The sequence below is a fragment of the Paenibacillus sp. genome, assembly GCF_048976745.1.
GTDB lineage: Bacteria > Bacillota > Bacilli > Paenibacillales > Paenibacillaceae > Paenibacillus.
The window spans coordinates 387,260-404,912 of the sequence record NZ_JBHGUU010000009.1 but is presented as its reverse complement, the minus strand read 5'-3'; the positions used below and the strand labels follow the sequence as shown (position 1 = coordinate 404,912).

17 protein-coding genes and 1 pseudogene are annotated in these 17,653 nt (G+C 44.5%); 6 read left to right on the top strand and 12 right to left on the bottom strand.

Annotation, left to right across the window (positions count from 1 at the left end; translation table 11 throughout):
* Positions 1–14 precede the first annotated feature (14 nt).
* The 6 genes from ACE3K2_RS17375 to ACE3K2_RS17350 form a co-directional block, all read right to left on the bottom strand.
* On the bottom strand, positions 15–260 hold the full coding sequence (locus ACE3K2_RS17375) for a hypothetical protein (RefSeq protein ID WP_421892740.1): 246 nt from the start codon (positions 258–260) through the stop codon (positions 15–17).
* A 354-nt stretch (positions 261–614) separates the two neighbouring features.
* The gene (gene sigK, locus ACE3K2_RS17370; protein ID WP_090915017.1) at positions 615–1,313 is read right to left on the bottom strand and encodes an RNA polymerase sporulation sigma factor SigK; all 699 of its coding nucleotides are present in this window, start codon (positions 1,311–1,313) and stop codon (positions 615–617) included.
* Between the two features lie 130 nt (positions 1,314–1,443).
* Positions 1,444–1,626: a hypothetical protein gene (locus ACE3K2_RS17365; RefSeq protein WP_421892737.1), complete on the bottom strand. Its 183-nt coding sequence runs from the start codon at positions 1,624–1,626 to the stop codon at positions 1,444–1,446.
* Positions 1,627–1,856: 230 nt separating this feature from the next.
* A complete protein-coding gene (locus ACE3K2_RS17360) occupies positions 1,857–2,804 on the bottom strand; it encodes an alpha/beta hydrolase (protein ID WP_421892734.1) in 948 nt (315 codons plus the stop codon).
* 405 nt (positions 2,805–3,209) lie between these two features.
* Entirely contained in the window at positions 3,210–4,469 is a 1,260-nt protein-coding gene (locus ACE3K2_RS17355) for an MFS transporter (RefSeq protein WP_421892731.1), read from the bottom strand.
* Positions 4,470–4,495: 26 nt separating this feature from the next.
* Positions 4,496–5,422, bottom strand: coding sequence for an ADP-ribosylglycohydrolase family protein (locus tag ACE3K2_RS17350; RefSeq protein ID WP_421892728.1), 927 nt, complete (start codon positions 5,420–5,422; stop codon positions 4,496–4,498).
* A gap of 499 nt (positions 5,423–5,921) precedes the next feature.
* Here ACE3K2_RS17350 and ACE3K2_RS17345 point away from each other — a divergent pair, with 499 nt between their 5' ends.
* Entirely contained in the window at positions 5,922–6,590 is a 669-nt protein-coding gene (locus ACE3K2_RS17345) for an HAD family hydrolase (protein WP_421892725.1), read from the top strand.
* 48 nt (positions 6,591–6,638) lie between these two features.
* Positions 6,639–7,811 carry a mannitol-1-phosphate 5-dehydrogenase gene (locus ACE3K2_RS17340; RefSeq protein WP_421892722.1) on the top strand — a complete coding sequence of 391 codons (1,173 nt, stop codon included), beginning with the start codon at positions 6,639–6,641 and terminating at the stop codon, positions 7,809–7,811.
* Between the two features lie 246 nt (positions 7,812–8,057).
* On the opposite strand, the gene ACE3K2_RS17335 is transcribed toward ACE3K2_RS17340, so the two are convergent.
* The 3 genes from ACE3K2_RS17335 to ACE3K2_RS17325 all read right to left on the bottom strand — a co-directional run bounded on the left by ACE3K2_RS17335 (position 8,058) and on the right by ACE3K2_RS17325 (position 10,690).
* Entirely contained in the window at positions 8,058–8,948 is an 891-nt protein-coding gene (locus ACE3K2_RS17335; protein ID WP_421892718.1) for a hypothetical protein, read from the bottom strand.
* 142 nt (positions 8,949–9,090) lie between these two features.
* Positions 9,091–9,744: a YkyA family protein gene (locus ACE3K2_RS17330; RefSeq protein ID WP_421892715.1), complete on the bottom strand. Its 654-nt coding sequence runs from the start codon at positions 9,742–9,744 to the stop codon at positions 9,091–9,093.
* A gap of 37 nt (positions 9,745–9,781) precedes the next feature.
* Entirely contained in the window at positions 9,782–10,690 is a 909-nt protein-coding gene (locus tag ACE3K2_RS17325) for a polysaccharide deacetylase family protein (protein ID WP_421892713.1), read from the bottom strand.
* 222 nt (positions 10,691–10,912) lie between these two features.
* On the opposite strand from ACE3K2_RS17325, the gene ACE3K2_RS17320 reads away from it, so the two are divergent.
* Complete coding sequence (locus ACE3K2_RS17320) at positions 10,913–11,857, top strand: DMT family transporter (RefSeq protein ID WP_421892711.1); 945 nt, start codon at positions 10,913–10,915, stop codon at positions 11,855–11,857.
* A 64-nt stretch (positions 11,858–11,921) separates the two neighbouring features.
* Positions 11,922–12,776: a sulfurtransferase gene (locus tag ACE3K2_RS17315; protein ID WP_421892708.1), complete on the top strand. Its 855-nt coding sequence runs from the start codon at positions 11,922–11,924 to the stop codon at positions 12,774–12,776.
* A gap of 155 nt (positions 12,777–12,931) precedes the next feature.
* Here ACE3K2_RS17315 and ACE3K2_RS17310 read toward each other — a convergent pair whose 3' ends face one another.
* Positions 12,932–14,491 carry an acetamidase/formamidase family protein gene (locus ACE3K2_RS17310; RefSeq protein ID WP_421892706.1) on the bottom strand — a complete coding sequence of 520 codons (1,560 nt, stop codon included), beginning with the start codon at positions 14,489–14,491 and terminating at the stop codon, positions 12,932–12,934.
* 295 nt (positions 14,492–14,786) lie between these two features.
* Between ACE3K2_RS17310 and ACE3K2_RS17305 the strand changes: the two are divergent.
* Positions 14,787–14,933: pseudogene (locus ACE3K2_RS17305) on the top strand (sulfurtransferase); the annotation flags it as partial.
* A gap of 355 nt (positions 14,934–15,288) precedes the next feature.
* Here ACE3K2_RS17305 and ACE3K2_RS17300 read toward each other — a convergent pair.
* Positions 15,289–15,792 (bottom strand): DJ-1/PfpI family protein, encoded by a 504-nt coding sequence (locus ACE3K2_RS17300; protein WP_421892992.1) that lies wholly within the window; start codon positions 15,790–15,792, stop codon positions 15,289–15,291.
* A 424-nt stretch (positions 15,793–16,216) separates the two neighbouring features.
* On the opposite strand from ACE3K2_RS17300, the gene ACE3K2_RS17295 reads away from it, so the two are divergent.
* The gene (locus ACE3K2_RS17295) at positions 16,217–16,354 is read left to right on the top strand and encodes a hypothetical protein (RefSeq protein WP_421892703.1); all 138 of its coding nucleotides are present in this window, start codon (positions 16,217–16,219) and stop codon (positions 16,352–16,354) included.
* A 244-nt stretch (positions 16,355–16,598) separates the two neighbouring features.
* Here ACE3K2_RS17295 and ACE3K2_RS17290 read toward each other — a convergent pair whose 3' ends face one another.
* Positions 16,599–17,501, bottom strand: coding sequence for a CPBP family intramembrane glutamic endopeptidase (locus tag ACE3K2_RS17290; protein WP_421892700.1), 903 nt, complete (start codon positions 17,499–17,501; stop codon positions 16,599–16,601).
* Positions 17,502–17,653 lie beyond the last annotated feature (152 nt).

The window sequence follows — 17,653 nt, the reverse complement described above, 5'->3', positions numbered from 1 at the left end:
TATGTACACGTTTATCATACATACCTAATAAAATATATTAAAATATAAACCAAGCTTAGAACGGCAACGACTAAAAAGGCAATGGCTAATGGTCGTTCGTTTTTCCAAATTCGAATCGCATTAGCAACACTAATCATCAATAGCGCAATCAAGTTAATATTACCCGAGTTTGATTGGAACATGTTAAAAACGATCATCATAAATCCTACGATCCAGATTAACAAAAACCACAGTGGAGTTTTCTGAAAAAGCTGCTTCATTATGATTTACTCCTTATATTAATTTGGTCTGTTTATAATATATTCTTCAACAGGGAGATAAATTCCTTTATTTAGGTTATAATTCTAAATAATAAATACCATACAGACAAATTCCAAGTATCTTCACAGTAAAAAGGGCTCCCGTAAAGGCGCCCTCTAATCTGTTCAGCTATTCCTTATGCTTATTCAATCTGTTCTGAGGATATCAATCACTGTAATTTCATTGCCCTCTTTGTCCGTACCAATTTCAGAGAGCGCGGTGTAACAAATTTTCGATCTTAATGCATCTCGCTACAAATACGGAAGGTTTAGAAAGCACCATCCTTTTAACGAAAAGTGCTATCTAACTAGCAACTATTTTTGCTTGTAAAACTCATGATACAGCTTCATTAACGCCCGCTTCTCAATCCGCGATACATAAGAGCGTGAAATGCCCAGTTCCTTGGCAATCTCGCGTTGGGTGCGCTCTTCCCCGCCTGCTTCCAGGCCAAATCGACCGATCACAACTTCCTTCTCCCGGTCATCCAGGATATCTAGATTGCGATAAATTTTGCTTTTTTCAATCTTGAGCTGTACCCGATCCACGACATCATCAGCTTCTGTGCCAAGGATATCGATCAATGTGATTTCATTGCCTTCTTTGTCCGTACCGATGGGGTCATGCAGGGATACATCTTTGCGTGTTTTCTTCAGGGAACGCAGATGCATAAGTATCTCGTTTTCAATACATCTCGCGGCAAATGTGGCAAGCTTCGTGCCTTTGCCTTGTTGAAAACTTTCGATCGCTTTGATCAAACCAATGGTTCCGATGGAAATCAGGTCTTCCTGATCTTCACCCGTATTGTCGAACTTCTTGACGATATGCGCGACGAGGCGCAGATTGTGTTCAATGAGCAGATTGCGGGAGTGAGCATTGCCTTCAGCCATAAGGCGCAAATGTTTGGCTTCATCATCCTCAGCCAGTGGCTGGGGGAACGCATTATTTTTGACATACGAGACGAGTAACGTTAACTCTTTAATGAATAGAGCAATTGCGGTAAACAATCCGGGCACAGATGACACCTCCTGCAGTTTTACAACGATCTGGCCTGAGCACATGTGGGAACAGGGTCGATCTATTGTATGTAGGCAGAGGCCCAGAAGTGCACGTACACTCGAAAAAGGGGAGGATCTTGCGAAGATTTCACAGACTCACAGAAATGATGGAGCCCACCCGCTGAAGCAGAAGAAATTCTTTCTCCACACTTTCGATAAAATACTTCTTTTCACCAAATAGAACAACATCATTCTGGGCTAATGAAACATCGCTTTTAAAATAGATCACATTGTCCGTTTCACGGAACGCACCTTTGTAATAAAACATCATATTCCTCTCCTTCTTAAGACTACCTATGTAATCAATTAAACCATTACTTACACTCTCATTAACCCCATCATCTCCAAAATTAATAATACTCTATATGCTCCATTCAGATAACTTGATTCATTATAAAAATATAACAAAAACCCCAGCTCTGTACGAAACAGAACTGAGGTTGCAGCGCATCCAATATGAATCCCAGTAACTATCTGAGAATCCCTAGGAATACCGGTTAATTACTTGAAAATGCGTTGAGAGAATTGATACAAGCCGCTGTTCCAGACAGATGGTTCGTGTCCACCTACATCCAGATACCAGGTATGCGGAATGTTCATGCTGCTCAAACCGTTTTTGAAATTCTGGCTGACCCATAACAGGCCATCACTCGATCCACAGGAGATCCACAACAATTTGAGTTGGCTAGCCACTTGCCCCGGGTTGGACACCAGCTGTGATACAGATTGTGTATTCGGTGCAGCCGAGAAGGCCCCTACCCAAGCGAAGGTATTCAGATTTTTCAATCCGAAGTTAAGCGACTGCCCACCACCCATGGACAGACCGGCCAACGCACGACTATTCTTGTCTTTGTATACCGGATAATTGGCCTCGATATGAGGAATCAGATCCTTGAGCAGGTCTTGCTCGAATCGTTCAAATGCAGCCACTTTGTCCGGGGCAAAAATGTCACCAACTGGACGGTCGTCCTTCATGGCGCGGCCATTTGGCATGACAACGATCATATCTGACAGCTTGCCTTCGGAATACAGGTTGTCCAGAATGTTCTTCGGTTTCATGGCGTTTACCCACTCATGCTCATCCCCGCCGATGCCGTGCAAGAGATACAGGACGTTATACTTTTTATTCTGTGAATATCCTGGCGGTGTATACACCGTCGCTTTCCGTGTATTGCCTACCGTTGTGGAATAATAGGAGATCAGATTGGTATTGCCATGCGGAATATTGTTACGATAGGCATCATAACCCGGCGGTGCAGGCACAACCGGCGTGTTAGCCAGCGCATTTTGCCCCGAGTTATCCATGGTCCCGGTCGCTCCCTGATCAATCACCGCCTGAATGGGAGTCGGAGCTACCGTTTCCTGCATATCGGCTGCAGACGCCATCGTGGGTACAAGGAGTGCTGCTGTGATGGAGAGACTCAGAATCTTGGACAGACGTTTTTTCATCAATATCAATCTCCTTTGGAATATGATTTTAGATCGTGTACGAACCTTCTCACAGGTCTTTCATATACAAACAAACTCCAATTGAAAGCCCTTACATTTTAAAGTGTGAAGTTCCTCCTTCCTACTCAAAAATACGTGTTGCTGTTCTTCAACTTTCCTAATACGGACGCCAAGATTCACTATCCATAATTTACAAACAATCCCAATTACCTCTTCATTATATCACCTCTCAAGACTTGTACATCATCAAAAGACTTAAATAACTATATCTTATACTTTAAAAAGTATACTTCCGCACACCACCATACCGTCTATTCGCTTCCTCCACTTCGGATCTCATCATGACATAAAAACACCTCAACTCTCCATGTTCAACGGAAGAATTGAGGTGAACGGATTTCATTTTCAACTTGCCGACACAGCCTCTGCAACCTCGACTACCTCTGGCCCATGATGTTTACGCTCCACGAACAGACTGAACAGCAGTCCTAGCAAACCCAATCCGGCAATAACTGCTGCATATAAAGGTACGGATATAAGTCCCGTGTGGGTAATTGCATATCCACCCAGATAGGCACCACCTGCATTCCCCAGATTAAATGCGGAGTGACTTGATGTTGTCGCCAGCAGCGGCGCTTCACGGGTCATATTCATGATGCGAATCTGCAATCCTGGCATGATCCCAAAGGCCGCAACACCCCAGAAGAATATCGTGATCACCGCGAGATATGGATTCTCCAAGGTAAGCGTTAGTGCAGCCAGAAGAACAGCCAGGATGCCAAAGTTGACGATCAAAGAAGGCATTAGCTTCCAATCCGCGAGACGACCGCCAACCATGTTGCCCAATGTAACACCGAATCCGAACAGCACCAGAATCCAGGTCACATTTTGCTCGGCAAAACCACTAATGTCCACAAGCATCGGCGTGATATACGTGAATACGGCAAACAGACTTCCACAGCCCATCGCGCCAACAAGCAGAACCAATAATACTTGCGGACGAACCAAATTCCGAAATTGTTGTGCCAGGTTCGCTGGTGCGCCTTGCGGGAGGACGGGAATGAAACGAATGATGCCAATCAACGAAATGATGCCCAAGATCGTAATTGCCCCGAAAGATGACCGCCATCCAAGCTGTTGCCCGATAAATGTACCAAACGGAACGCCAATGATGTTGGCAATCGTTAGCCCCGCGAGAACAACCGATACCGCTCCTGCCCTTCTCTCGGGTGCAACGAGCCGCGTTGCCATGATTGAACCTACACCGAGGAACGTACCATGGGCAAATGCCGTTAATATCCGTGCAGAGATTAACAGACCATATGTCGGAGCAATGACAGACAATGCGTTCCCGATAATGAAAATGCACATGAGCAATACCAGCAGTTTCTTCTGCGGAATCTTGTGTGTAAACACGGTTAAAATCGGCGCACCTACCGCAACACCAAGCGCATATCCCGTGATGAGTTGTCCTGCCTGTGGAATGCTTACATTCAAGTCTGCTGCCACATTGGGCAGCAGGCCCATAATGATAAATTCAGTCATACCAATTGCAAAAGCTCCAATCGTCAGGCATAACAGGGACAATGGAAACGCCCCTCGTTTACCGGACTGCGAAGCCTCTGGTTCTGTTTTGTATCCTGTTTGGTATCCAGTCGTGCTCATAGATGTTCTCTTCTCCTGTCTCTTCATCAACGATGTTCTGTCGCCTTCAACCACAAGGCATCTGTTAGTTGTTCGAACGTTTCACGCATAGCCAGCTTGTCCCGCCATTGTGCAGGAATACCGCTCAGTCCATAATAAGCACCTGCAATCTGCCCATACACCGCACCAGTAGTATCCGCATCATCACCCAGATTAACAGCCAACAACGCACCTTCTTCAAAGCTTGACGACTTATGGAATGCCCATAATGCTGCTTCGAGTGAACGAACCACATAACCACTGCCCTTAATTTCGGGCGGTTCTTTGTGCTGATAGGAACCTCTAACCACCTCTTCAATTGCGGGTGAAAAAGAATCCTCTTCCCTCCACTGTCGACAGGTCTCCGGCATCAGCATGACGTTTTTGTCCGCTCCTCGCAGACCAGCAACAAGTACAGCAACCAGTACTTCACACGCCTCCACGCTTTCCGTTGCAGCATGTGTTGTCCGAGAGCTCAGCCCGGCATAGCGGATCGCCTCGTTCGGTTGATTGGCATAAGCCATCGCGACAGGAGCAAGCCTCATGATAGAGCCATTGCCCGCCGTCATCGGGTCAGTTGATCCGCTGTAGGCTTCTCCAGTGATCTCAAACCTCTCCAAGGCACTTCGGGTGGCCCCGCCGATATCAAAGCAATCACCTGTGCTGCTCATGTACCCGACCTTGTACCAATTGACGTATCTGCGCATCTGATCCGAAGGATCAAAGTCTGACTTGCGTACCAAACTTTCTGCCAGACATAGTGCCATGGAGGTATCATCTGTCCACTGCCCTGCCTCTAGCCCGAATACGCCGCCTCCCACCATATCCGTCACAGGTTCGAATGTGCCCGGACTGCTGAATTCCACGGTAGTTCCGAGCGCATCGCCCACTGCAAGCCCGATGAAGCAGCCATTGAAACGGTCCTTTTGCAGCATGCTTGTCTTCCTCCCTTAGTCCATATACTTTCAGAATCTTTCTTCCATTCTCCCACAGGGCCTGATCTGGCGTAAAGCTAATAAAATCCAATCCATGAAGCTCCATTTCTTCTATTATAAAAGTGTCGAAAGCTGTTGAACGGCCCGATCATCACATTTTCATAAAAAAAGTTTTATTTTTTTTGAGCTGTAAAAACAGTTTATTCAGTACACCGCTTACATGCAAAAGGGTTAACGGTTTGCAACGTTTATATTTTTCTGAAAACAAATCATATATGTGAAAATTTTCAATGTGAACAATCATGACGTGCTTGACCCCTCGGTTTGTCCTATGTTACGGTTTTATTAGCATTAAACGCATATTTTTTCCCAAATTAATATTCATTTTCGATCTACTGCGTCAACTAATATCCCGCAGGTTAATGAATGCAAGGAATGAATTTGCAGAAAATTTTCATTTTTAATCCCAAACTAATTCTGAAACAGGAGGAACAAATTTATGATTAAGGCACTGGTGTTTGATTTCGACGGAACGATTATTGATACAGAGACAGCATGGTATATTGCTTTTCGTGATGCTTACAAGGAACACGGCGTAGATTTAACCCTGGAGATGTACTCACAATGCATCGGTACCAGTCTGAAAACATTTAATCCGTATGAGTACCTCATCACAGATTTGAATCTTCCGATTGATCGGGAAGCGTTCAGGGAATCCGTTCAATTGCAGCACGCTGCACTGATGAACAAAGAGAAGGTTCGTCCTGGTATTCAGGAATATCTTAAGCAAGCACGTGAAGCAGGCTTGAAACTCGCTGTAGCATCCAGCTCCAAACGGGATTGGGTTGAACAGCATCTGGAACAACTGAAACTGAAAGATTATTTTGAAGTCATTCGTACCGCAGATGATGTTGCCAATGTGAAGCCTGACCCGGAACTCTACAATCAAGCGCTTGAAGCCCTTGGAGTAACTGCAGACGAAGCCGTAGCGATTGAGGATTCACCTAACGGCGCGCGTGCAGCTGCTGCGGCTGGGATGCACTGCGTAGTCATCTCGAATACCATCACAGGAACACTGGAATTCGATATGCCTCACCAACGGCTGTCTTGCTTGACTGACCTCGCATTTAACGATTTGATTTCGAAACCACTCGTCACTACCGTCTAAAGGTCTGCACGAATTTCGCGATTTAATCCTTAAAGGGGGAGTTCATACATGAAAGCTGTACATTTTGGTGCGGGCAATATAGGCCGCGGTTTTATCGGTCATATGTTGTCCGCTTCCGACTACGAAGTCTGCTTTGTCGCACGTAACCCGAAGAAAATCTCCATGCTTCAACAAAGACAGGAATACCCGATAACACTGGCCAATAGCGAACAGGACACAACGATTGTCAACAACGTGACAGCGATCAACGTAAATGAGCAGAATCTGGTTGCTGAAGAGATCGCTTCAGCTGATCTGATTACAACCGCCGTCGGTGTATCTGCACTCGGAGATATCGCTGAGCCCATCGCCAAAGGCATTCAACTTCGCATGAAAAACAATAATCAGGCGCCACTGCATATTATCGCTTGCGAGAATGCTATAGGTGGCAGCACCCGGCTGAAGAAACGTATCTATCCATTCCTGGATGAAAAAACCCGTAATCAAGCGGAACGTTATGTTTCTTTCCCCAATGCAGCTGTGGACCGGATTGTTCCGGCCCAAAACCACAAGGACCCGCTGCAGGTCACGGTTGAACCTTTTTATGAATGGGTCGTTCATCGTCCAGCACTCCTGGATGGTTTTAAGAAAATTGATGGTGTCCACTATGTGGATTCCCTTGAACCTTATATCGAACGTAAAATGTTTACGGTAAATACAGGCCACTGTGTCGCCGCATACTTCGGCTATCTCGAAGGATTCAAGACGATCCGCCAGGTTATGAGTAATTCTACCCTGCGAGCCAAGGTACGCCATGTTATGGAAGAGACGGGTCAGATGCTCATCCAGAAGCATGGATTCAACGCACAGAAGCATAACAAATATATCGACACCATACTGGAACGCTTCGCCAATCCCAACCTGACAGATCAGGTCACCCGGGTCGGACGTTCCCCCCTTCGTAAGCTCTCGCCTCATGATCGGCTTGTTCGCCCAGCGATTCAGGCCAGTGAATTCGGAATTGAAATTCCTCATTTAACTTCGGCTATGGCGGCCGCAATGCTGTTCAATGATGAACGCGACGAGGAAGCCATGAAGCTACAACACATGATTCGCGAAGATGGCGTCTCTGCCTTCATCCGTGAACGCATGGGAATTCCCGACGAACATCCCGTTCACCAGAATGTAATCACCAACTATCAGGAACTCAGAGGGCGTAAGAAATCTACGATATTAAACTGAGTAACGGATCAGGGCATGGGTTCGATCCTGCAAACTGAATAGAAGCACGGCCAAGAAGCCGGGAGGAACCTATGCATGCTACTGTTCCTCCCGGCTCTTTGTCTTTGCATGGCACGGTACACGCTATATGATAGTGTAGCTAATAAAAAAGCGTATCTCCTCTCTCAAGGAAACACGCTTTTTAGGTAATCTTTTTAATTTTTTAGCCGTTCGGCGTTCGGCGTAACCGGGTGACTCATTCATTTTCTACTCATTCATGATGGAATTAAGGGATGCATAGGCCATAGGCAGGAAACCTTCCGAAGGTTCACCAACAGGTGCTTGGATGTGGAAAATGAAACCATTGCCGTCCAGCTCTTTCACAATAAAATACTCTGTTTTCTTATCATTCTGGGACATCATGTACAATTTTGCATCCTTCATTGGCCCATTACTGAGTTGTTCAGCCGTTAATTGTTTCACTTCTCCGGTCTCGGACAACTCTTCCTTGGCATCCATCTTCAGCGCATCCAGATTGTAATTCGCCGGCAGCTTCTCAATCTCTACCTCATAATCCGGATCAATCTTCATGGTTAATTCATGATCTTCCGGGTCAAAAGCCATCGGTTCGAACACATAAAGTGAATAACCTTTCGCTTGTGCCAGTGTTACAGGGCGCTTCTCGGTCATTCCTTCAACCGTCACTTCCAGCTCTGATGTCTTCGGACGATCGGACGTCACGGTACCGCCTGCATTGGAACCGTTATTGTCATCACTCGATTCCATCTTTGCGATCTCTGTGAGTACCAACTGTTTCGTTGTTGCATCAATCGTTTTCTCTACATATTTGAAACGAACGGCATCTTCGTCATCGATATCATCCAGAGACTTTTGCAGATCTTCGCTCACCTGGAATGACATCGGCTTCTCATTCACTCGAATCTCAACGGTGTGCGGATCAGCCCATCCAGTCAGAATACCTTCTGCTTCTATTGCAGCACTTTCATTCGGTTGTTGCCCCGGTTCTGGTGACTGTTCTTCCGTATTATTCACCGGTGGCTGTGCAGCAGGATTACTGTTTCCACAGGCCACAAGCGAGAATCCCATAAGTAAAACCAGGATTGACGCACTGACTTTCATTGTATTTCCTTTTCGCATATGAACACCTCCGTTAGCTTATACGCAATGATGCTTGTCCATGTTGCTTCTCATCCATTGGCTTGGCTGTATACTAGTACTTACACGGGAGACAGGCGGCTCAATCATGCAAAATATCTGAACAGGTGTGGAAATTCTCGACTTAGCTGGCCTGATCCATCTGTACCAGTTTGGCATGGGCTCCGTTAAATGTTTTGGTGTGGAGGTTAAATTGCTTCCGGAATTCAGCAAGCTTGGCATATTCGCTATTGCGTACCCGAATGGCTCGTTTGATCTTAACCAGATTAGGTTCTGCACTTTCTCTCATCAGATCATACAACTGCTCATCGGCACTCAGACTCAGCTGATACGAAGCCACAAAATTTTCCAATGCACGTGCTCTTGCTTCATATTGATCCAACACCTTCTCAGCCTGTGTCAACGTTTCTTCTTTTTCAAAGGATAGTTCTTTCAATGAACTGCGCAGGGCTACCGTCTTCTCATTGGTCTCTTTCATGGCCTCTTCCGCCTGTTTCAACAACGCTCTTCGTTCATGAATATGATCTGCTGCCTGATCCAGCAGTGCTTCGAGATCACTGTTTTTGTTCTTGCCTTTGTCTAAAATAGACTTGTATAACTTCATATCTTCCTGCTCATGACTGGTCAGTTTGTTCAAACTCTGATCGATCTCCTGACCGCTGAGCACCAATTGGTTTACCTGATTTGCCGCAGGCTCCTGCGGATCTCCACAACCACTCGCCAGCAGAATTAGCAATACACTCACTGCCGCAAGCGCCACTTTTTTACTCGTTAGCACTCAAGTCCTTCCTCTCTTGCATCATCTTGTTGTTATACTACAAGCGGGTATCTCCGCTAAAATTCGCTATCCAATGTGCATCCGGATCGTATACTTCGAACTCGTAACCTCGATCTTCGAGCAGTTTCAGAATACGTGGCAGAGCCTGAACCGTCTGCTCCCGTTCATGCATCAGAATCACTTCCTTATCCCGATGTACACTTTTGCTCACGCGGGCCACAATCTTATTCGGCTGACCGGGAAGATTCCAATCCAGGGAATCTGTCGTCCAGTCCCACATTTTGAACCCGGCCGCCGCAATGTCACCTCTGAACGTTTCACCAATCTGTGGACTGCTGCCATAAGGTGCACGAATAAGATGAGGTGTAAAACCAATCAGGTCTTGCACCATCTTCTGCTCTTTCTTGAACTCTTTCACAAAGTTCGCAGAGCTTCCACTCTTATACAGCTTTTTATAGTTATGCGTCATGCTGTGAAGACCAGGGTAACTGCCTTCTTTCAACAGCCGTTTTACTGCTTCTGGATGCTGATTCAACTGCCGTCCGATCATGAAAAAGGTAGCCTTCGCCTCATGTTGCTTCAAAATATCCAGCAGTTGTTCCGTATATTCTGTTGGGCCATCATCAAACGTTATGTATGCCAATTTGCGAACCTGACCCTGGAACCGTACCGGCTCCTCCTTCGCATTCGGAGTAACTTGTATCATGCCGAGCTTGGCGGGCTGTTCGATTACAGTCATTGGAGGCGGCGCCACAACGCTTTTGATCCAATGCGTCATGCCAAGAAATATATAGGTTACACCGGTAACGAACAGTACCAGGAGCATTAGAGCTATGCTAATCCTTCCATACCGGATTTTTCTTCGTTTATGTGTTTTCGCGCGACTTGTGCTGGGCGGAATACTTCCACGTTCTCCCGCTCTCTCTTGTTGGACTCTCACTTTCATGCCACTTCCTTACTTTCATTTTTTCCCGATTATTGGTATATTATCTCGTTTCATGTCTCTATATAGAAGATTAATAGAAAAATGGATCGGGAGAATGACAGAATAGTTACAAGCCCGGTTACAATCTGCTTATCTCTTTGTTCTCTTGATCTTTCCTGCAGTTACCTTCTCCTGTATAATGAAGTGATTTACGCCATCAGACTTCAAGAAGGAGCTACACCCATGACAAGCTTGAACCGTGCCGGCAGATCCATCTATCTGTTGTTCTTTGTCGGAATTATCGCCATTTCTTTTTCTTCGATCTTTGTACGTTGGTCTAACGCAGATGTTGCGATTATTGCCATGTATCGCCTATTTCTGACCAATCTGCTCATGCTCCCGTTTGTCTGGAAATACAGACACGAGATGATGCGTCTGAATGCACGACAGTGGGGCTTGCTGCTTGCATCCGGTGTGATGCTAGCCCTTCATTTCCTGCTCTGGATGGGTTCGCTGCGGCTCACCAGTGTTGCCAGTTCCACTGTTATTCTTGCGTTGGAGCCTATCCTGATTCTTGCCGGTTCGGTATGGCTGTTCAAAGCCAAAATTAACCGCATGATGATCATCGGCATGGGCATCGCCCTGCTTGGCTCGATTGTCATTGGTGCAGGAGATTTCCAGTTGGCAGGCACTGCCCTGCAAGGGGATATACTATCTTTACTTGGCACAATTGCGGTCGCTGTCCATATGCTGCTGGGTCAATTTTTGCGAGCGGGACTTAGCGCATTTTCGTATAACTTCTGGGTATTCTTTGTCGCTGCTTGTACGCTGGCAGTATATAATCTGATTATGGGCCACCCATTCGGGGGTTACGCTGCGTCAGAGTGGGGAATCTTCCTGCTGCTCGCCATTGTGCCAACGATCTTCGGACATTATCTCTTCAACTGGCTGCTTCAATATATGAATGCCACGACAGTATCCATGGGCGTACTTGGGGAACCCGTATTCTCTTCATTACTGGCCTGGATGCTGCTCGGCGAATCGCTCAGTGCATTACAGATGTCTGCCGGGGTTGTCATTATATTCGGGGTATGGATCTTCATTCGATATGGCAAAACCAAACCTCAACCCATTCCTGCCGACGCTCCGATCGCTGGCAAAGGGCCTGTTGAACCTACCACGGTATAACGTATTTTTTTCGTAATGCATAGTTATAAACGACTCTATCACTCTCATAAGGCGGTGTATTTTGATGAAAAATATTGTATCCATGCGCTGGCTGCTCGCCAGAATGTACGAACCGGATGTAGTCATTGCCGATTGCCGATTCTTGCTTGGTCAACCGGAGGCTGGACGACAAGCCTATGAAGCTGGACATATTCCAGGAGCTGTCTATCTCGATTTGGAAAAAGATCTATCCTCTCCTGTCTCTGCGCACGGAGGACGTCACCCGCTTCCTGATCCGGCTGTGCTCGCAAGTCGTCTATCCAAAGCTGGCATCGGCTTCAATAGTCGGATTGTTGCTTATGACGATCAGGGCGGCATGAACGCCTCACGATTGTGGTGGCTGCTGCGCTACATCGGTCATGAACAGGTGTATATCATGGACGAAGGTTTCTCCGCTTGGAAAAATGCCAAGTTTCCAGTTACAACGGATGTGCCGGTTCAGATCCCGTCTTCCTTTGAAGTGAACGTACAGCCACAGATGCTTGCAAATGTGCAAGATGTGCAACAAGCCTCGGTAACTGGGAGCGCTGTGTTGATCGACTCTCGCGACGCCCGCCGTTATGCGGGGCTGGAGGAACCCATTGATGCCAAGGCCGGACATATTCCGGGTGCGGTGAATTATTTTTGGAAAGATGTGTTGGATTGGGATGGACGTTGGACAGGTACTGAGGTGTTAGAAGAGCGCTTCAGTAAGCTGGACAAGGATGGCGCGATCATCGTATACTGCGGTTCTGGTGTCTCTGCCTGCCCGAACGTGATTGCACTGGAAGAAGCGGGATATTCGAATGTGAAATTGTATTCAGGGAGCTGGAGCGACTGGATCAGTTATGAGGAGAATCCGGTGGCTACCGGTAATGCGGAAACGGACAAAGACGTATAACAGTGTATCGATGTTGAATACATCGCCAGGTGGCTTATCTGCCCCGGCGATGTATTTTTCTATGTTCGGAGTCAACATCGAGAGTTTTTTGATTCATGATAACAGAAAAAACCGTGATGGACATCTGTCCACCACGGTTGAATAATGAAATTAATTTATTGCTTTTTACTTAACGATACATTTGCTGTTAACGTCTTGTCGATCGTCGTCCAGTTTACATAAGCACCTAGTATTTCATTAATAACAGAAACCGGAACTACGGTTTCGCCTTTTAAAAGCTTTGGTACGTTACTATTGAACACTAGTTTATCGTTAATTGAATACACATCTGAACCAATTTGAGCACTTATATTTTTTGTGCCTAATTTGATTTGAGTTGTACGCGTCTTATGATCCCATACTACTGTACCGCCCAATAGCTCGGAAATGGTTCGAATCGGTACGTAGAACTCATCGTTATGAATAACCGGTTTGATTGTCGTACCACCTACATTCATGGCAACGTCAACATATTCAAGGAAATCGGTCTTTCGAATGAGTCCATGAACGCCTTTCGTTCGGTCCACGACCTGAGATACTTCGTAATCCGTTGCGGCCGATAGGTACGCATAAGCTACACTTCTATCCATATCAAGCTTATCGGATAAGAATTGAATCGATTCACGTACTGATTCTTTCATGGCTTCATCCAAATCAGGGTCCAGTCCAATTGGAATCCAGTAATCCTCTGTTTCAGCAAAGGGTTGCGTGAATTCTCCACTGTGTGGTAGTGATGGATCACCTTTCTTTAACACCGTTAACCGAACTGTCCCCCTTAAGGAAGCTTCCAATGCAGTTAACGCTACTTCTCCATCTCCTTGAGCAAAGTGTGGATCTCCAGTATAGAATAGCCCGCCTTTAACTTGAATCGGATAATAAATAGTTGCACCAACACCCAACTCATTAATATCCATATTGCCTCCTGTTTCAATAGGTGGGATCGAACTCACAACTTCGCTGGTATTTGGTGCAACCCCCATCACACCTAGAAACGGGTTAATTGGGAAACGTACATTCTTGCCAGCTTTTGTTGGTAATACCCCATACCAGTTGCCGTTGATTTCTTCAATAGGCGTAAATATAGATACATTATTATATAATTCCGGTTTTGTTGCGCTAGCTCCCTCTTGAGGACCTGTATTTTCTGGAAATTCGTCAGGAAGGGCACCTTTACCATGGCGGTTAGAAATGACACCATATGGAACTCGAGTTTGCAACGAAAGGACTTCTACTTTCAGAACATCTCCTGGCTCTGCTCCCTCAACCGCTACTGGCCCAGTGATAATATGAGGTCCGTCTTTTACATAATCATGCTTAATCTCAGAAGCCGCAATTGCCTTCGCATCATCCAACACGCCATCGGATGAGATACCGAATTTGCCGAAGTACTCCACTGGATTTCTCCCTTGATCCTCGATCAATCCCTCATGAGATACCGTATCAAATGTTACAGCACTTCCTGATGGTACAGTAAGAATCGGAGAGCTATCTCGATTAGGCAGTGATCCCCAGCGAATGTTCTCAATCGCAGATGTTACATAATAATCACCTTCTACCTTATCAAGGGTTGTTGGTTGCAATGGCATACTAAAGCCCACTGAAGGTAGAGCAAATGTAAACATACTTATAATCCCTACTGAAACCCCAAATTTCCTAATCGTTCGGTTAATAAACATTACGCTCCCCCTCTATACTATGTAATATTTTCTAACACAAATAAACACTAACATATAAATACATTTACAACAATATTTTTTTGTTAACAAACATGACATTATAGGGCTAGATGTCAAGAATAAACTTATAAAAACAAACAAAATGTCAGTATACTTATCATATGAAAGCATGTAGAACTAAAATACTTCTAATAACTTGAGAATTCTCCTTCAGAGATTTGAACAAACGAAATTAAGTCCCAGGAAAATTATGTATGTTTTTCATGTATCAGATACCGCCACAGGAATACTACTACACTCCGGTTCAGGCATAATCACTTGTTTGCACGTGATTGCGCTGGAAGAAGCGGAATTCTCGAATGTGAAGTTGTATCCCGGAAGCTGGATTGACTGGATTAGTGATGAGGAGAATCCGGTGGCTACCGGGAGAGGAATAAGATAGCGAGGATGTAAATTATCTTAAAGAGGAATATTTCGTCATGTAGGCGTGTACTCTCTTTAGTACTATAGAAACGAAAATCTCCAAGAGCTATCATTCATTTATGAATGATTTGCTCTTGGAAATTGACAAACACTTCAAATAATTTTAAACAACGATGTGAATCCAAATTTGTGAGACTTTAAAGGAATCAAACTGCTACACCTTTGTCCGCAACTACTTTAGATTTACTACTTCTTGATTTTGGTGCAGACCCACAGTAAATTAAATGTATATGGTGAAACTCTACTAATGACTGAGTAGAAAGTTTAGGGTGGTCATTAATAGATAACAACGATTGAACTCATTTCATATAACACTAATTATTCTCAAAATATTTAAAAAATCTGATTGTTTCATTATAATCATCTTCATCGGAATAAATATTTAACATTTTGCCTAGCTCAATCCCAAAATCTACATATCCGTTAGCTTTTGCAGTTATTATGTTCTGACTAACTGTATATGTTTCGTCATTGTTTATTCCATTGCCAGTAAATCTTTTTCCTTCTAAAACCCCTGCTTGTTTAACAAGTTCAACTCCTGAGCAAATGGCACCGATATATTTCCCGTTAATGTCTAGTCTCTTAATAAGTGATGTTAGCTGACGATTTCCTTCTATTGCGCCAATATCTCCTCCTGGAATAAGCAGTATTTCTACTTCGTCACAATCAATTTCTTTTATATCTTTATGGGGTTTAACAATAAAGCCCTCATAAGAATAGACCATTTCGGAATTTAAACCCACTGTTATAATTTCCCCTTGAGTTTTCATTAAATAAGTTGCCAGCATTATTTCAAAATTTACAAACCCGTCGTAGATTAAGACATGAGTATTAATGTTTACACCTGCTTTCGTGTATTTTTAGTTCAAGTTGCTTTTTTAACTCTTTAGAATTGTTGTAAGCACCCACAATCCATAGAGCCAGATTGAAGAAGGCCAAAACTATTACAATTGTCCCATCCCAAAAATTGGTCGATCAGTGGTACCAATACTTCTACTTTCTTCACGTTGATTTTCATGCTCGTCTCACCTCTTTATATGTAAATGATTAATTGGAATTTCCCCCTCCGCTATTTATACCATTTAATAAAAATAAAAGGAATATTAGTTATTTAGTATAATTATTATGAATATAATGTCTAAATATCTCATTTAAGTAAATATCAACTCACATTATTGACATTTCATCTGCTAGAGAAGTGGGTGTTAAACTTAACCCATTCTCATAAGGCGGTGTATTTTGATGAAAAATATTGTATCCATGCGCTGGCTGCTTGCCAGAATCTATGAACCGGATGTGTTCATTGCCGATTGCGGATTCTTGCTCGGTCAGCCGGTCAAGGATGGTGCAATTATCTTGTATTGCTGCTCTGGCGTCTAGGCTTGCCCGAACGTGATTGCGCTGGAAGAAACGGGATTTAAAATGTGGAGTGTATTCCGGAGCTGGAGTGACTGATTTCGTTATGAGGAGAATACGGTAGCGACGAGAGAAGAGCCGGGACGAAGCAAAAGTCTGCAGGATCTCAACGACAAATACACCGCTATGCAGGCTGATGCATGGGGCGATGTATTTGCAGTGTCCCAGCCTCACCCGGGAAGACTGATCCAACCAGTTCCTTTATCGCTCAATGAAACAGGATCTGCACAAGAAAATGAGGAGAAGCATTCATGAGTCCATGAATCAGGATAATCACCCATATTTTACGATAGCGGGCCCATAAATAACCAAGAAACAGACCCGTAACCCCATGATTTGCAATTACTGTTGCCACATCTATATCCCACTGACCATTTCCTTGAATGGCGACATGCCAAATGGACCATAGCATTGAAACTAGTAGTATGGCGGGCCATCTTCCAAGCAGCGTCTCCAATCGAGTCTGCAGCCATACCCGATAAAAAACTTCCTCCAATACACTATTGATCATGAAACCAACCAACACCAAGAGGAGTAATTCTGTCATATCGGTTGTTACGATTGCTCCTTCTGGTTGTGCAATAGGGGAATAGAACTTTAGATAACCCCACACCACAATGACTATTAGTGGTACGATGACTTGTCTGCGGGTGCGAGGCTTTGCCGAAATATTGTTTTGTTGCCCGCCAGTCATTTTGCGATAAATCAGCAATAGAATCAATGGGATGAACAATAGTGTCGTCAACTTGAACGCCAAATAGTATAGCTGGAAATGTAATCCTTGCTGGTCTATCGTTATCAGAGCAACCGCAAATAAAATGCCTGACAGCAATAATACAAGTGATTGAACGACCAAGTGCTGTTTCTCCATCTGTTGGAAAGACGAGGGATATTGACTTTTATAAGGAATCATACGGATTAGAACAATGCCAAGGCATGCCGGTAACATATTATTCCATATTGGAATCACTTCCTCACGATCCGCCGTGTACCTTATATTCAAGTTTCCAGTCCACACTAACCACAATACAGCAGCAAATATCATGATTATGGATAATAAGCCGGTTGCCTTTCCCCATGCCGGGAACATTACTTTGAATTGCTGATTCATTCCACTTGCACTCCTTTGAGTGGCATGTCGCGTTTGCCCCATTCTTTTTTATTTCAGTTGAGTTAAATAAACTTTAGCACATTCCATCTTGATCGTCTATTTATTTCAGTTGAGTTAAATAATATGGTATTCTGTGTGTATGCCAAAAATCG

Coding starts and splice junctions, on each gene's coding strand:
- ACE3K2_RS17375 (WP_421892740.1), bottom strand. CDS start 260: ATGAAGCAGCTTTTTCAGAAAACTCCACTGTGGTTTTTGTTAATCTGG.
- ACE3K2_RS17365 (WP_421892737.1), bottom strand. CDS start 1,626: ATGATGTTTTATTACAAAGGTGCGTTCCGTGAAACGGACAATGTGATC.
- ACE3K2_RS17360 (WP_421892734.1), bottom strand. CDS start 2,804: ATGAAAAAACGTCTGTCCAAGATTCTGAGTCTCTCCATCACAGCAGCA.
- ACE3K2_RS17355 (WP_421892731.1), bottom strand. CDS start 4,469: ATGAGCACGACTGGATACCAAACAGGATACAAAACAGAACCAGAGGCT.
- ACE3K2_RS17350 (WP_421892728.1), bottom strand. CDS start 5,422: ATGCTGCAAAAGGACCGTTTCAATGGCTGCTTCATCGGGCTTGCAGTG.
- ACE3K2_RS17345 (WP_421892725.1), top strand. CDS start 5,922: ATGATTAAGGCACTGGTGTTTGATTTCGACGGAACGATTATTGATACA.
- ACE3K2_RS17340 (WP_421892722.1), top strand. CDS start 6,639: ATGAAAGCTGTACATTTTGGTGCGGGCAATATAGGCCGCGGTTTTATC.
- ACE3K2_RS17335 (WP_421892718.1), bottom strand. CDS start 8,948: ATGCGAAAAGGAAATACAATGAAAGTCAGTGCGTCAATCCTGGTTTTA.
- ACE3K2_RS17325 (WP_421892713.1), bottom strand. CDS start 10,690: ATGAAAGTGAGAGTCCAACAAGAGAGAGCGGGAGAACGTGGAAGTATT.
- ACE3K2_RS17320 (WP_421892711.1), top strand. CDS start 10,913: ATGACAAGCTTGAACCGTGCCGGCAGATCCATCTATCTGTTGTTCTTT.
- ACE3K2_RS17315 (WP_421892708.1), top strand. CDS start 11,922: ATGAAAAATATTGTATCCATGCGCTGGCTGCTCGCCAGAATGTACGAA.
- ACE3K2_RS17310 (WP_421892706.1), bottom strand. CDS start 14,491: ATGTTTATTAACCGAACGATTAGGAAATTTGGGGTTTCAGTAGGGATT.
- ACE3K2_RS17295 (WP_421892703.1), top strand. CDS start 16,217: ATGAAAAATATTGTATCCATGCGCTGGCTGCTTGCCAGAATCTATGAA.
- ACE3K2_RS17290 (WP_421892700.1), bottom strand. CDS start 17,501: ATGAATCAGCAATTCAAAGTAATGTTCCCGGCATGGGGAAAGGCAACC.